This window comes from Stenotrophomonas sp. pho, assembly GCF_006228405.1.
Classification (GTDB): domain Bacteria; phylum Pseudomonadota; class Gammaproteobacteria; order Xanthomonadales; family Xanthomonadaceae; genus Stenotrophomonas; species Stenotrophomonas sepilia.
In genome coordinates, this window is record NZ_CP029759.1 from 3,466,642 (window position 1) to 3,480,987 (window position 14,346).

At 66.2% G+C, this 14,346-nt stretch carries 10 protein-coding genes; 7 read left to right on the forward strand and 3 right to left on the reverse strand.

The genetic code is table 11. From position 1 onward, the window contains the following. Positions 1-169 precede the first annotated feature (169 nt). The 4 genes from DL544_RS16250 (at position 170) to ybaL (ending at position 5,923) form a co-directional block, all read left to right on the forward strand. Complete coding sequence (locus DL544_RS16250) at positions 170-2,557, forward strand: TonB-dependent receptor plug domain-containing protein (RefSeq protein ID WP_139727538.1); 2,388 nt, start codon at positions 170-172, stop codon at positions 2,555-2,557. 277 nt (positions 2,558-2,834) lie between these two features. Then, entirely contained in the window at positions 2,835-3,143 is a 309-nt protein-coding gene (locus DL544_RS16255; RefSeq protein WP_005418535.1) for a hypothetical protein, read from the forward strand. Positions 3,144-3,152: 9 nt separating this feature from the next. After that, a complete protein-coding gene (locus DL544_RS16260; protein WP_005418536.1) occupies positions 3,153-4,034 on the forward strand; it encodes an XVIPCD domain-containing protein in 882 nt (293 codons plus the stop codon). A gap of 191 nt (positions 4,035-4,225) precedes the next feature. Beyond that, on the forward strand, positions 4,226-5,923 hold the full coding sequence (gene ybaL / locus DL544_RS16265) for a YbaL family putative K(+) efflux transporter (protein WP_065178909.1): 1,698 nt from the start codon (positions 4,226-4,228) through the stop codon (positions 5,921-5,923). 598 nt (positions 5,924-6,521) lie between these two features. On the opposite strand, the gene DL544_RS16275 is transcribed toward ybaL, so the two are convergent. Beyond that, positions 6,522-7,808 carry an O-acetylhomoserine aminocarboxypropyltransferase/cysteine synthase family protein gene (locus tag DL544_RS16275; protein ID WP_065178910.1) on the reverse strand — a complete coding sequence of 429 codons (1,287 nt, stop codon included), beginning with the start codon at positions 7,806-7,808 and terminating at the stop codon, positions 6,522-6,524. Between the two features lie 180 nt (positions 7,809-7,988). On the opposite strand from DL544_RS16275, the gene DL544_RS16280 reads away from it, so the two are divergent. From DL544_RS16280 to DL544_RS16290, 3 genes are all read left to right on the forward strand, one after another. Then, entirely contained in the window at positions 7,989-8,726 is a 738-nt protein-coding gene (locus DL544_RS16280; RefSeq protein WP_005418539.1) for a winged helix-turn-helix domain-containing protein, read from the forward strand. Further along, positions 8,723-10,012, forward strand: coding sequence for an ATP-binding protein (locus DL544_RS16285; RefSeq protein ID WP_065178912.1), 1,290 nt, complete (start codon positions 8,723-8,725; stop codon positions 10,010-10,012). The genes DL544_RS16280 and DL544_RS16285 overlap by 4 nt, the downstream gene beginning before the upstream one ends. A 140-nt stretch (positions 10,013-10,152) precedes the next feature. After that, the gene (locus tag DL544_RS16290) at positions 10,153-10,953 is read left to right on the forward strand and encodes a MipA/OmpV family protein (protein WP_069139331.1); all 801 of its coding nucleotides are present in this window, start codon (positions 10,153-10,155) and stop codon (positions 10,951-10,953) included. 39 nt (positions 10,954-10,992) lie between these two features. Here DL544_RS16290 and DL544_RS16295 read toward each other — a convergent pair whose 3' ends face one another. Together DL544_RS16295 and clpB are read right to left on the reverse strand one after the other, a co-directional pair. Next, the gene (locus DL544_RS16295) at positions 10,993-11,550 is read right to left on the reverse strand and encodes a hypothetical protein (RefSeq protein WP_235646283.1); all 558 of its coding nucleotides are present in this window, start codon (positions 11,548-11,550) and stop codon (positions 10,993-10,995) included. Between the two features lie 93 nt (positions 11,551-11,643). Next, complete coding sequence (gene clpB, locus DL544_RS16300) at positions 11,644-14,229, reverse strand: ATP-dependent chaperone ClpB (protein ID WP_005418568.1); 2,586 nt, start codon at positions 14,227-14,229, stop codon at positions 11,644-11,646. Positions 14,230-14,346: the final 117 nt, after the last annotated feature.

The following is a 14,346-nucleotide window of genomic DNA, read 5'->3' on the forward strand; positions in this document are numbered from 1 at the left end:
TGCCTGTCCGGGCTAAATGGTTGCTGCTGCAACGTTTTTTCCGATGACCGGCATTTGACAGGCACTGAATATCCCGTTAATTGCTGTATTGCGCACCGCAACAACCGCCGTCCGCCTCACCCCCGTGATGTCGATTCCGGTGCCGCCCCGCCAACCGGAGCCCATCCCGATGACCCGCAAGACCAGCCTGATCGCCGCCGCCGTCGCTGTCGCACTCGGTGGCTCTCCGTTCGTCGCCGCCGCCCAGCAGGCCGGCACCGCCGCCAACACCCTGGACACCGTGATCGTCACCGGCACCCGCGTGGCTGACCGCACCGTCGCCGAATCGCAGTCGCCGATCGACATCATCACCCCTGAAGTGCTGCAGTCCACCGGCACCAGTGAACTGGCCACCGCCCTGTCGCGCGCCCTGCCCTCACTGAACTTCCCGCGCCCTGCCCTGACCGACGGCACCAGCGGCGTGCGCCCGGCGCAACTGCGCGGCCTGTCGCCGGACCAGGTGCTGGTGCTGGTCAACGGCAAGCGCCGCCACACCTCAGCGATGATCAACGTCAACGGCAGCATCGGTCGTGGCTCGTCTGCGGTGGACATCAACGCGATCCCGATCGCCGCGATCGAGCGCGTGGAAGTGCTGCGCGACGGCGCGTCGGCGCAGTACGGCTCGGACGCCATTGCCGGCGTCATCAACATCGTGCTCAAGGGCAGCGGCAGTGGCGGCAGCCTGGCCGTGGACTACGGCCAGTACTCCGCCGGCGACGGCAACAAGTACCAGCTTTCCGGCGATACCGGCGTCGAGTTCGGCAACGGCCGAGGCCGCGTGCACGTGGCCGGCCAGATCAGCCAGCAGGATGAAAGCAACCGCGCCGGCCCGTACCGCGGCACCACGCCGAACACCGGCAACTTCCCCAGCATCGGCCAGAAGACCTTCATCGTCGGCGACCCGCGCGTGGATGCCACTGCTGCGTCGGCCAACGCCAGCTTCGACTTCAGCGACCACGTGACCGGCTACGCCAGCGCGCTGCTCAGCAATCGCGACATCACCTCGTTTGCGTTCTACCGTTCGCGCAACCACAGCGGGCAGAGCGCGCTGCTGGCGCAGACCTATCCGGACGGCTACGTGCCGGAGATCAACCAGTATTCCAAGGACCGCTCGCTGGTGGCCGGGGTCAAGGGCAACACCGACAGCGGCTGGACCTGGGACCTGAGCCTGAACCACGGCGAGAACACCCTCGATTTCCACACCCGCAACAGCATCAACTACAGCCTCGGTGCGACCAGCCCGCGCTCGTTCTACGACGGCACGCTGAAGTACCAGCAGGACATCTTCAACGCCGACCTGACCAAGTCGCTGGACTGGGGCCTTGCCTACCCGGTCACGCTGTCCTTCGGCGGTGAGTACCGCAAGGAGAAGTGGGACCAGAACCCGGGCGAACTGAACTCGTACACCGGCAGCGGCGCGCAGGGCTTCGCCGGCTTCACCCCGACCAATGAAGTGCATGCCGACCGCCACAACTACGCGGTCTATGCCGGCCTGGAAGCGGACCTGACCGAAAAGTTCTCGGCCGGCATCACCGGCCGCTACGAGGACTACTCGGACTTCGGCGACCGCTTCTCCGGCAAGCTGTCGGCGCGCTATGCGTTCACCGACAAGGTCGCGCTGCGTGCCACCGCCTCCAGCGGCTTCCGTGCACCGTCGCTGGCGCAGCAGGGCTACCAGGCGGTCACCAGCCAGTTCCTCAATGGCGTGTTCGTTGAACGCGGCACCTTCCCGACCACCAGCCCGGCCGCGCAGGCGCTGGGTGCCTCGCCGTTGAAGGCCGAAACCTCCACCTCCTACAGCCTGGGCCTGGTACTGCAGCCGGTCGACCGTCTGTACATCACCGTCGATGCGTACCAGATCGACATCGATGACCGCATCGCGCTGTCGTCCAGCATCACCACCAACGCCGCCACCAGCGCGCTGCTGGGCACCCTCGGCCTGCCGCAGGTGACCGCGTTCTCGTACTTCACCAACGGCCTGGATACGCGCACCCGTGGCGTCGACTTCGTGTCCAGCTACACGGTGCCGTTCAGCGCCAGCAGCCTGGAGCTGACCGCCGCCTACAGCTACAACGGCACCGAAGTGCGCCGTGTCGGCGGCACTCCGGCGGTGTTCGGCACCCTGGGCCTGACCCAGTCGCTGATCGGCCGTGATGAGATCGGTCGCATCGAGGACAGCTACCCGCGCGACAAGGCGATCCTGAGCGGCACCTGGCGTTCGGACCACTGGGAACTGGGCCTGGCCGCAACCCGCTACGGCAAGTTCACCGTGCGCAACTCGGCAACCGCGCTGCGCGACCAGACCTACGGCGATGCCTGGGTGGTGGATGCCTCGGCCAGCTACAAGCCGAGCAGCAACTGGACCCTGACCGTGGGCGCCGACAACCTGCTGGACAAGTACCCGGACCGCACCGAAGACCTGCAGAACTCCACCTTCGGCATGCTGCCGTACAGCAACTACTCGCCGTTCGGCTTCAACGGCGCGTATGTGTACGGGCGGATCAAGTACACCTGGTAAGCGGTAATGGGGGCGCCGTGCCCTGCCCGGCGCTGCTCCACACACCCGCCGGCGACCTCGGGGCAGGCGCGGTCCTGACCGTATACGTTGCCAGCTCCTGCACCCGGTTTCCAGGCTGTGCTCTGTTGCACGCGCCTCATGGGCCGTCCCGTGCATAATCAGCGGACCAACGAAGGAGCCGCTCCGTGACGAGAGCCTGCATCACTCGCCGCCATGTGTACGCTGCGCTCGCGTGGGTTGCGCTGGCGGCCCCCTGTCAGGGTGTTCAGGAGATCACGTGAAACCCAGCTATTCCAAATCGAGCCTTGAGCCGGTCGTCGTCACCCAGCTCTCCGCGTCGAAGCTCCAGGTCCAGTTCAATGAACCGATGGAAAGCATGTATTACGCGGCAGGGATGAGCTATGTCGTGGAAGGGGACACCATGAAAGTCGTTGTCGATCGCTGTCCCATATCCGGCCAATGCACAACCATGCTGCGGCGCGACGTGAAGCCCGGACCTGCTGGCCCGGCCCGTCAGGAAATTCCCTTGATGGCGCCGCGCGTGGTGATGCTGTACGCCGATGGCGAAACACAGATTTTTCCGTAAGGGCATTCCATGAGCGACAAGGTCGTCCTCGGCATCCATAGTCACGTAGACCCCAATACACAGGGGTCGTTCAATCAGTTCGTGGACGGCCACGCCTGGATCTCGGTGACGCGAAACGGCCATACGACGTTCCATGGCCTGTGGCCAGACAACCATCCACTCGTTGAGGACAATGGTCCAGGTTCGGACATCCGCGAAGGCATGGAAGCCCGGGCCACATCTTCGGCCTCACGCTATTACGAATTGACTCCCGAGCAGGTCAAGCGACTTGACCAGGCCTTGGGCGAAAATGTCACCTGGTCATATGGCAATACCTGCGCATCGTGGGCGACCAGTACCGTGAACAAGGTTACTGGGCAGTCCCTGGATGCAGGCGAACTGCTGTTCACCGATACGCCGCGGGAGCTGATCGAGTCCATTCGCAAGGCAGAGCGCGTGCGGCCCACCAGTCCTTCGCAGCCGCAACCGGCAACCGAACGGCCGGAAACCAGCATCCCATCGCTGAGCGATGCCTCGGCATCGCTTCACCAGCAGGCACTCGCCGGCGTCCATGCGCTGGACGCATCGCTGGGTCGCACATCTGATGAATCCAGCCAACGCATGGCGGCCAGCCTCACCCAACTTGCCCGGGCACAAGGTCTGGAACGGATCGACCATGTGGTATTGGGCTTGCCGACTGGTCAGCCCCCAAGGCCGGAGAACATCTTCGTCATTCAAGGAGCCTTGGATGACCCGGGCCATCTGCGTGCCCCCATCAACATTGAAACGGCGCTTCAGCCATCCGTTGCGGAGTCGCTGCGGCAGATTCATCAGTTGGACAAGCAGTTGGCCGCCTCGCCGCAGCAGGCCGAGCCTGCCCTTGAAGAGACCCAGCGCCGGCAGATGGTGTGATCATCGACGGCTACGCCTGGAGCCCCCATAGGTAGGCACCATTCGGCCCGCCAGGGCCTGCCATCTCTCAACAAGGCTTGATATCTCGCCCGTACAAGCCGCCCACGCAACGATCCGATACGCTGGCCGGGTTTGCCGTATCTGGCCTCATCGGTGAAAATCGGGGCACCCCCGATTTCCTGCGAGTGCCGATGCACCATGACACCGACCTGATCAACATCGTGGCCGTTGGCCTGGGGCTCGCCTTCATCTTCGGCGCGCTGGCCAACAAGCTCCGCTTGTCTCCCCTGGTCGGTTACCTGGTTGCTGGCATCTGCGTAGGCCCGTTCACCCCCGGCTTCGTCGCCGACCAGGCGCTGGCCAACCAGCTGGCCGAACTGGGCGTGATGCTGCTGATGTTCGGCGTCGGCCTGCACTTCTCGCTGAAGGACCTGATGGCGGTCAAGGCCATCGCCATCCCCGGCGCCATCGGCCAGATCGCGGTGGCCACCCTGCTCGGCTGGGGCGTGGCCTCGCTGATGGGCTGGCCGGCCATTCACGGCGTCATCTTTGGTTTCTCGCTGGCCACGGCCAGTACCGTAGTACTGCTGCGGGCGATGGAGGAACGCCGTCTGCTGGAAACCATGCGCGGCAAGATCGCGGTCGGCTGGCTGATCGTGGAAGACCTGGCCTGCGTGCTGGCACTGGTGATGATGCCGGTGATGGCCGGTGTGTTCGGCCCCGACGCGGCCAAGGAGTCGCACTCGCTGGGCAGCGTGCTGGCCGACATCGGCTGGACCTTCGTGCAGCTGGGCCTGTTCGTGGCGGTGATGCTGGTGGTCGGGCGCCGGGTCATCCCTTGGATCCTCGAACGTATCGCCGGTACCGGTTCGCGCGAACTGTTCACCCTGTCGGTGCTGGCAATCGCGCTGGGGGTGGCGTTCGGCTCGGCGATGCTGTTCGGCGTCTCGTTCGCGCTGGGCGCGTTCTTCGCCGGCATGCTGCTCAACGAATCGGAACTGAGCCACAAGGCCGCGCACGATTCGCTGCCGCTGCGCGATGCGTTCGCGGTGTTGTTCTTCGTCTCGGTCGGCATGCTGTTCGACCCCAACATCCTCGTCCAGCATCCGTGGCAGGTGCTGGCCACGGTGCTGATCATCATGTTCGGCAAGTCGGCAGCCGCGTTCTTCATCGTGCGTGCGTTCGGCCACCCGACCAGCACTGCGCTGACCATCTCGGCCAGCCTCGCCCAGATCGGCGAGTTCGCCTTCATCATCGCCGGCCTCGGCGTGGCGCTGCAGATCCTGCCGAAGGAAGGCCAGTCGCTGGTGCTGGCCGGCGCGCTGGTATCGATCATGCTCAACCCGCTGGTGTTCGGCCTGCTCGACCGATGGCAGGCCAAACAGGAAAAGCAGCCGCAAACGCCGGAGCCGGAGGAGGCGACCGGCCCGTCGCGCGACCTACATGACCATGCCATCGTGATCGGCTATGGCCGGGTGGGCAGCGAGCTGGCCCAGGTACTGCGCGATCGCGGCGTGCCGGTGCTGGTGATCGATGACAACAAGGAGCACGTCGAGCAGGCGCACGCCAGGGGCCTGGCAGCGATCCGTGGCAGCGCCGCCGCCGACCGGGTGCTGGCCGAGGCCCATCCGGAGCGGGCCAAGATCGCAGTGCTGGCGATCCCACAGCCGCTGGAAGCCGGCGAGGCACTGGCCAAGCTGCGTGCGATCAACCCGGACCTGACCCTGCTGGCACGTGCGCACAGCGATGCCGAAGTGAAGCATCTGCTGGAGCACGGTGCCGATGGCACGGTGATGGCCGAGCGCGAGCTGGCCTATTCGCTGGCGGAGATGATCATGTCCACGCCGCCGTACCGGAACCTGAGGCAGCACAACATTCCTGTTGTATGAGGGGTGTGCTTGCGGCAGGGCTTGCAGCCCTGCACCTGCCCAAACAACGGCAACGGCAACGACAAGAGCAAAAGCTGGCATTCCGTGGGATCGCGGGGTGGGTCCGCTTGCAGCGGCCGCTGCAAGTACGTCCATGTAAGCTCGGTCGCCGCTTGCTCGTGTGCGCAATCCTGCGCACACGGCAAGACCGGGGTTGGGCGTCCTGCCCAACCCGCCCGAGGCATGCCTCGGGCCCATGCGGCTCACGCCCCCGCAAGCGGCCCCACCCCGCCTTCGACAATTTCCCGCGTTCTGCAGTAGATCCACGCCATGCGTGGATGCTGTTTGATGAACTGTCGGAATGTTCGATTCCGATGGTGATCCATCCACGCATGGCGTGGATCTACCAGGATTGATGCCGACCGTCGGCACATGGGGTCAGATCTGTTTTCCACAGGAAAACGGATCTGACCCCGGAAACAAAAAAATCCCCGGTCGACCCGCATCGACCGGGGATCTGGATCGCCACATTGCCACGCCTTGGAGAGGCAGTTCCACCCTAGCGCATCGCGTGGCCGGCGGTGATCGCCTGTGGCGATGACGACCAAGCGCGTGGCTATCAGGCGGCGGCCAGGGCCTGCTCCAGGTCGGCGCGCAGGTCGCCGATGTGTTCGATGCCGATCGACAGCCGCACGGTGTCCTCACTGACGCCGGCCTTGGCCAGCTCCGCGGCATCCAGCTGGCGATGGGTGGTCGAGGCCGGATGGGTGGCCAGTGACTTCGCATCACCCAGGTTGACCAGGCGGGTGAACAGCTTCAGGGCATCGAGGAAGCGCGCGCCGGCTTCACGGCCGCCGGGCAGGCCGAAGGTCAGTACGCCCGAGCCGTGCCCACCCAGATAGCGCTGCGCGGCGCCATGCTCGGGATCGTCGGCCAATCCCGCGTAACGCACCCAGGCGACCTTGTCGTGCGCCTTCAGGAACTGCGCGACGGCCAGTGCATTGGCGTTGATGCGCTCCATGCGCAGGGCCAGGGTTTCGATGCCCTGCAGGATCAGGAACGCATTGAACGGCGACAACGCGGCACCGGTATTGCGCAGCGGGACCACCCGCGCCCGGCCGATGTAGGCCGCCGGCCCCAGTGCTTCGGTATAGACCACGCCGTGGTAACTGGGGTCGGGTTGGTTGAGGCGGGCGAAACGCTTCGGCTGCGCCGCCCAGTCGAAGCGGCCGGAGTCGATGATTGCACCGCCGAGGCTGTTGCCGTGGCCACCCAGGTACTTGGTCAGCGAGTGCACGACGATGTCGGCACCGTGCTCGAACGGGCGCAGCAGGAACGGCGTGGCCACGGTGTTGTCGACGATCAGCGGCACACCCGCGGCATGCGCGACCTCGGCAATGGCGGCGATGTCGGTGACGTTGCCGCGCGGGTTGCCGATCGATTCGACGAACACCGCCTTGGTGCGCTCGTCGATCAGCGCGGCGAACGCAGAAGGATCGGCCGGGTCGGCGAAGCGCGCCTGGATGGCATACTGCGGCAGCGTGTGTGCCAGCAGGTTGAGGCTGCCGCCATACAGCGCGCTGGAGGCGACGATGTTGTCACCGGCCTCGGCGATGGTCTGGAGGGCATAGGTGATCGCGGCCTGCCCCGAGGCCAGCGCCAGCGCACCGATGCCACCTTCCAGTGCGGCCAGGCGTTGCTCCAGCACGTCGGTGGTAGGGTTCATGATGCGAGTGTAGATATTGCCGGGCACCTTCAGGTCGAACAGATCGGCGCCGTGCTGGGTGTCATCGAAGGCATACGCCACGGTCTGGTAGATCGGCACCGCCACCGCGCGGGTGGTCGGGTCGGGACGGTAGCCACCGTGCACGGCCAGGGTTTCCAGTTGCCACTGCGGTTCGCTCATTGCACCAGGCTCCATCCGGGGAAACCGCCACCATAGGCCAGCCCGCGCCCGCCACTGAAAGCCACTGGCGATGACGCCCGTACCGGCGGTTATCAGGTTGGCCGCGATTCAGGCAGTCGTCATGGGGCGCTGCTAGGCTGCGCCGCCGGGCGCTGCTGCCCGGGCACGGAGGCCCCACCCATGCAGCCATCGCCCTGGCATCCCACCACCAGCAGTTCGCCTACGTCGGTCATGCTGGTAGAGGACGACCGTCGCCTGGCCGAACTGGTGAGCGACTACCTCCACCAGCATGGCTTCGCCGTGCAGCACATCGCACGCGGCGACCTGGCCGGCGCGGCCTGCCGCCAGCACGCGCCGGAGCTGGTGGTGCTGGACCTGATGCTGCCCGGCCTGGGCGGCATCGACGTGTGCCGCCAGATCCGCAGCTTCTCCGATGTGCCGATCCTGATGCTGACCGCCTGCGAGGACGACATCGAACAGGTGCTGGGCCTGGAATCGGGCGCCGACGACTATGTGCACAAGCCCATCGAACCACGCCTGCTTCTGGCCCGGCTGCGCGCCCTGCTGCGCCGCCGCCACGGCAGCAGCAACACCGGCACGCCCAGCCGGCTGATGCACGGTGAACTGCTGATCGACCGCATGCAGCGTGAGGTACACCTGCACGGTGCCACGGTGGACGTGGGCACCACCGAATTCGAGATCCTGTGGCTGCTGGCCAGCCAGCCGGGGCAGATCCTGTCCCGTGACCAGATCCTGCAGGCGGTGCGCGGTATCGGCTTCGACGGCCTGGACCGCAGCGTTGACGTCTGCATCGGCAAGCTGCGTCGCAAGCTCGGCGACGATGCGCGCGAGCCGCGGCGGATCAAGACCGTGTGGGGCCGCGGCTACCAGTTCAATCCGTCGGCCTGGACGGCATGAAGCGGCTGTTCCTGTGGCTGTGGTTCATCACCGGCGCCTGTTTCCTGGCCTCGGTGTTCTTTCTCAACCGGGTGCTCGACAGCATCTATACGCCCGTGCAGGATCGCGTTTTCGTCCAGCAGGTGCGCGGGCAGGTGTACGCCCTGCGCAGCGGCCTGGCCGGCCTGGACGGTAGCCAGCAGCGTGAGCGCCTGCAGCAGTGGCAACCGCACTATGGCATCGCATTGACCCTGCTCGACAAGCCTCCCGCGCTGACCCCGCAGGAACAGGCAGCCGTGCAGGCCGATGGCTTCATCGTGCGCGATCAGTACCAGCAGGTCCTGCTGCCCATCGAAGGCATCGATGGTCGCTGGTTGCACCTGCGCGTGCCTGGCGCGGTGCAGATGACCACGTACATGACCATCGCGGCCTACCTCAGCATCCTGCTGCTGGTCGGCGCCAGCCTGTACGCCTGGGTACGCCTGCTCTGGCGCGATCTGGATGCCCTGCGCGTGCATGCCGACCGCATCGGCGCCGGCGATCTGCAGGCACGCGCGCAGGTCTCGCCACGCTCGCAGATCCGGGTCATCGTCGACCATTCCAACCGCATGGCCGCGCGCGTGGCCGAACTGGTACAGCGCCAGCGCGACCTGACCCATGCGATCTCCCACGAACTGCGTACGCCGATCGCGCGCGTGGCCTTCGGCCTGGACCTGATGCAGGACAGCGATGACCGCGAGCGCCGCGAACGACTGGCGCAGGGCCTGCATGGCGACCTGGCCGAGCTCAACCGGCTGGTCAGCGAACTGCTGGCCTACGAACGGCTGGAGCATCCCAGCGAGGGCGAACCGATGCAGCGGATCGAAGCCAACGACTGGCTGCAGGCCTGCCTGGCCGATGCCCGCCGCGATGCCGAACGTGCCGGCCTGGTGCTGCGCGTGCAGCCCAGCGCCCTGCCTCGGCTGGAAGCGGAACCGCGCCTGCTGCAGCTGGCGCTGAGCAATCTGGTCGGCAATGCCCTGCGCCACGCGCGCTCGCAGGTGGACGTGTCGCTGGTGAGTGTGGGCGGGCGCGCCTGCCTGCGCGTGGACGACGACGGCCCCGGCATCGCCGAGGCTGACCGCGAAAAGGTGGTCCGCCCGTTCACCCGCCTGGATGACAGCCGCAGCCGCGACACCGGCGGCTTCGGCCTGGGCCTGGCGATCGTCGGCCGCATTGCCGCACGCCACCACGGCGAACTGCGCATCGGTCGCGCCGCCCTCGGCGGCGCACGCCTGGAAATGCACTGGCCGCTGGCTGCCAGCTGAACGCCCACGGGCGCAATTACAGTTGATTACAACTCCCGCACAACTGCGGACGGATCGGTCGCCGGCGTATCGCCACGCTAGCGACCCTGCAGCACTCGCCGGATGCGCGCGCTGCTTTCCTCCCATTGTCGAGAGTTTCCATGTCCCAGCTTCGCCGTTCCCCCGCCCTGCTCCACCTGGCCCTGTTGCCGCTGTTCGCCGCCCCGATCGCCCACGCCAAGGATGACCACTGGACCTTCGAGCTCGCCGCCGGCGGTGGCGTGGCGCCGCGCTACAGCGGCAGCGAGGAGTACCGTGCGACGCCTTCGCTGTCCTTCGATGTCACCTCGCCGGGGGGCTGGTTTCTGGGCACCAGTGGCATCGGCTGGGGCACGACCCTCGGCGAGCACACCCGCGTGCGCGCCTATGTCGGTGCCAGCGGTATCCGCAGGGACAAGGATTCGCTGCTCGGCGGTTCGGACTTCCTGCGCGGCATGGGCGATATCGATACCCGTCCCCTGGTCGGTGTCTCGGCTGGATATACGCTGGGCGAGGCCGTGCTGAGCGGCTCCTGGCAGTTCACCCGCAAGGACGAGGACAAGGCTGAGAACGGACTGGCTACCCAGCAGATCCACCTGAACCTGAGCATGCCGCTGTTCGACCTGGCCGGTGGCGTGGTCAGCGGCAGCGTCTCCACCGACTACGGCAACCGTGGCTACATGCAGACCTGGTACGGCGTCAGTCCGGAACAGGCCGCGCGCACCGGCTTTGCCGAGCACAAACCGAAGGCGGGCCTGGTCAGCGCCGGTGTCGGCCTGAAGTGGAGCCACCGCGTGGGCCGTAATGGCAACTGGTACATCTCGGCCGAAGGCACGCGCCTGCTCGGCGATGCCGCCGACAGCCCGATCGTGCAGAAGGCCAATCAGTTCGGCGTGATGAGCGGCTATACGCACCGCTTCTGATGCATGAAGGGCGCCGCGGGGCGCCCTCTTTCGCTGCGATCAGTGGCAGGCTTGTGCGGCGCCGCTGCCGCACAAGCCGACCTCGCGCAGCCAGCCGATCCACTGCACGACGTCGTCCTTCTCCGGCTCGGCGCGGAACGACTTCTGCACGGTGTGGAAGCCCTGCCTGCCCTGCATGCCCTTGATCCAGGTGAACTCCGGTTTGCCGGTGCCGGGGTTCAGCGGGCAACTGAGCATCAGCAGCGCGAATGGCCGTCCGCCCTCCTCGCCTTCGCGGATCCAGTGGCTCTGCGCTGCCGGACAGGCCATGCGCCACCCCGCCTCGATGATGCCGAGGAACTCGCGCGGACTCACATGGCCACTGTTCGGCGCATCATTGACAGTGACCATGTCGGTCCAGTCCTGCACGGTCTGGCCCTGCGGCACGTACTCGGTGATGCGGTTGCCTTGTGCGTCGGTGCTCTGGTGGGCCTGCTGGTAACCCTTCATCGGCGGCAGCTGGACCTGTTCGACGGCTGCAGCGTGTCCAGAAACAGCAGCGAGCGCCAGCGCCAGCGCCAGCGCCATGCAGAGTGAAACCCTTCGGGTAACGTCCATGCGGTTCTCCTCGTCCTTGCGAAAGTGAAACGGGATCATTGTGCCTTGCCAGGGCTTTGGTGGCGCGCCAGCCAGGGCAGGCGCGCCACCGGTTCAAGCCTTGGCGAAGACCAGGCGTCCCCCGTCGTTGCCGACTTCGATGGTGTCACCGTTGACGAAGGCACCGGACAGGATCTGCTGCGCCAGCGGATTCTCCAGCTGCGACTGGATCGCGCGCTTCAGCGGGCGCGCGCCATACACCGGGTCGAAGCCGACGTTGCCGAGCAGATCGAATGCCGCATCGGAGACCGCCAGCTTCAAACCGCGCTCGGCCAGGCGCTTCTCCAGCCCGCGCATCTGGATGCGTGCGATCTGCTTGATCTGCTGCTTGTCCAGCGGGTGGAACACGACGATGTCATCCAGGCGGTTGATGAACTCCGGACGGAAGTGCGCCTGCACCACGCCCATCACTGCTGCCTTCATCTGCGTGTAGGCCTCCGGGCTGTCGTCGCTGCTCATGTCCTGGATCTGATGCGAGCCCAGGTTCGAGGTCATCACGATGACGGTGTTGCGGAAGTCCACAGTGCGGCCCTGGCCGTCGGTCAGGCGGCCATCGTCCAGCACCTGCAGCAGGATGTTGAACACATCCGGATGCGCCTTCTCCACCTCATCGAGCAGGATCAGCGAATACGGGCGACGACGCACGGCCTCGGTCAGGTAACCGCCTTCCTCGTAGCCGACGTAGCCCGGGGGCGCACCGATCAGGCGGGCGACGCTGTGCTTTTCCATGAACTCGCTCATGTCGATGCGGATCATCGCGTCGGCACTGTCGAACAGGAACTCGGCCAGCGACTTGCACAGCTCGGTCTTGCCGACGCCGGTCGGGCCGAGGAACAGGAACGAGCCGGCCGGACGATTCGGATCGGACAGGCCGGCACGCGAGCGGCGTACCGCATCGGAGACGACCTTGATCGCCTCTTCCTGGCCGACCACACGGTTGTGCAGCACTTCTTCCATGCGCAGCAGCTTGTCGCGCTCGCCTTCGAGCATCTTGTTGACCGGGATGCCGGTCCAGCGCGAAACGACCTCGGCGATCTCCTCATCGGTCACGCGGTCCTGTACCAGCTTGAAGTCCTTGTGCTCGGCTTCCTGCGCGGCGGCCAGCTGCTTTTCCAGTTGCGGCAACAGGCCGTACTGGATTTCGCTCATCTTGGCGAAATCCTGGCGGCGCTGCGCAGCTTCCAGCTCCAGCTTGGCCTGCTCGACCTGTTCCTTGATCTTGGTGGCGCCCTGCAGCGCCGCCTTCTCCGACTTCCAGATTTCATTGAGATCGGAGAACTCGCGCTCCAGCGCATCGATGTCCTTTTCGAGATCGGCCAGGCGCTGCCGCGAGGCTTCGTCCTTTTCCTTCTTCAGCATCTCGCGCTGGATCTTCAGCTGGATTACCCGGCGTTCCAGGCGATCCAGCTCCTCCGGCTTGGAATCGATCTCCATGCGCAGTCGCGAGGCGGCTTCGTCCATCAGGTCGATGGCCTTGTCCGGCAGCTGGCGGTCGGTGATGTAGCGGTTGGACAGCGTGGCGGCAGCCACGATGGCCGGGTCGGTGATTTCCACACCGTGGTGCACGGCGTACTTTTCCTTCAGCCCGCGCAGGATCGCGATGGTGTCCTCCACCGTGGGTTCGCCGACGAACACCTTCTGGAAGCGGCGCTCCAGCGCGGCGTCCTTCTCGATGTATTTGCGGTACTCATCCAGCGTGGTCGCGCCGATGCAGTGCAGCTCGCCACGCGCCAGGGCGGGCTTCAGCATGTTGCCGGCATCCATCGCGCCATCAGCCTTGCCGGCGCCGACCATGGTGTGCAGCTCGTCGATGAACAGGATGATCTGTCCTTCGTTCTTGGCCAGGTCGTTGAGCACGCCCTTCAGGCGCTCCTCGAATTCACCGCGGAACTTGGCGCCGGCGATCAGCGCGCCCATGTCCAGCGACAGCACACGCTTGCCGCGCAGGCCTTCGGGCACTTCGTCATTGATGATGCGCTGGGCGAGCCCTTCCACGATCGCGGTCTTGCCCACGCCGGGCTCGCCGATGAGCACCGGGTTGTTCTTGGTCCGGCGCTGCAGCACCTGGATGGTGCGGCGGATTTCCTCGTCACGGCCGATCACCGGGTCGAGCTTGCCGCTCTCGGCGCGCGCGGTCAGGTCGATGGTGTACTTCTCCAGCGCCTGCCGCTGCTCCTCGGCGTTCTCCGACTGCACGTTCTCGCCGCCGCGCAGCTTGTCGATAGCCGCCTGCAGGCGGGTCTTGTCGGCACCGGCGGCGCGCAGCGCCATGCCCAGCGTGCCGCCGTCTTCCAGCGCCGCGAGCACGAACCACTCGCTGGCAATGAAGGCATCGCCGTGCTGCTGGGCCAGCTTGTCGGTCTGGTTCAGCAGGCGCCCCAGGTCATTGCCCATCGAGACGTTGCCGGCCTGGCCGGACACCTTCGGCAGTGCATCCAGCGCCTCGGTCAGGCGCTCGCGCAGCACCGGCACGTTCACCCCGGCCTGGGCCAGCAGCGGGCGCGTGCTGCCGCCCTGCTGGTCAAGCAGCGCGCTGAACAGGTGAACCGGTTCGATGATGCTGTTGTCGCGGCCCACGGCCAGCGACTGTGCGTCTGCCAGCGCCTGCTGGAAACGCGAGGTGAGCTTGTCCATCCGCATTGCGAATCCTCATCGGTCATCAGGGCCGGCCCGCGCCGGCGATGCTGGGAAGATGCGGTTGCCCCACCCCGTTTCAAGGGTGGCTGCGACTGCACCCCGAGGCCAGTCAGCCTGCGG